1 protein-coding gene is annotated in these 633 nt (G+C 50.7%); it reads left to right on the top strand.

From position 1 onward, the window contains the following. Nucleotides 1-288: 288 nt before the first annotated feature. The coding region (locus AC1DRJ_RS31445) for a hypothetical protein (RefSeq protein WP_477805536.1) at nt 289-633 on the top strand (345 nt) is incomplete at its 3' end.

Genomic DNA, 633 nt, shown 5'->3' with positions numbered 1-633 from the left:
GCATTGATGGTTTCCTTGGCTCCGCGGCCTGGGGATGTTCTGGCTGATTCATTGCGCGCACTTATAAACAAAACGAGACGATCAGTATATTTGTTGCAAGGCGAAATTACCAATTCGGTGTCGGGTTCCCAATTCCTATAGAGCAGACCAAGCAACGGGAGCCATAGAGGCAGAGCCATCGAGAAAAGCGCTCATTTTTGAGCTTTACAAAACGGTGCGTGTCGTATAGCTTCGAATCTTGAAAACCTGGTTCAGGTTCATTCGAGTCAATAAAAAGAGGAAGATCACATGAAGCTCGGCCGAATTTCTGTTAATGGGCCCGACGGCGCGGAAGCCCGTTTGGTGCTGGTAGTTCCTGAAGAGAATCGGGTCATCGACCTGAAACGCGCGCTCCATGAACAGTTGGTCAAGGAAGGCTCTTCCCGGGAATCCGCTCTGCAATATGCCAATGCTGTTTTCCCTGGCAGTATGTCGGCGGCAATTGCATTGGGCACACCGTTTACCCAGGCTGCTGAAAAGATCAACGCAAAGCGGCCAGATGCACATTCAATCTCATTCGATAGCGTGAATTGGTTGCCAGCTTCGGATCCCTCAGTGGTGCGGGATGGGCTGACTTTCGTTGGCCATATCAAG

It is taken from the genome of Pseudomonas sp. P5_B2 (assembly GCF_056400445.1).
The sequence above is the reverse complement of the archived record's forward strand: the minus strand, read 5'-3'. Positions and strand labels throughout refer to the sequence as shown.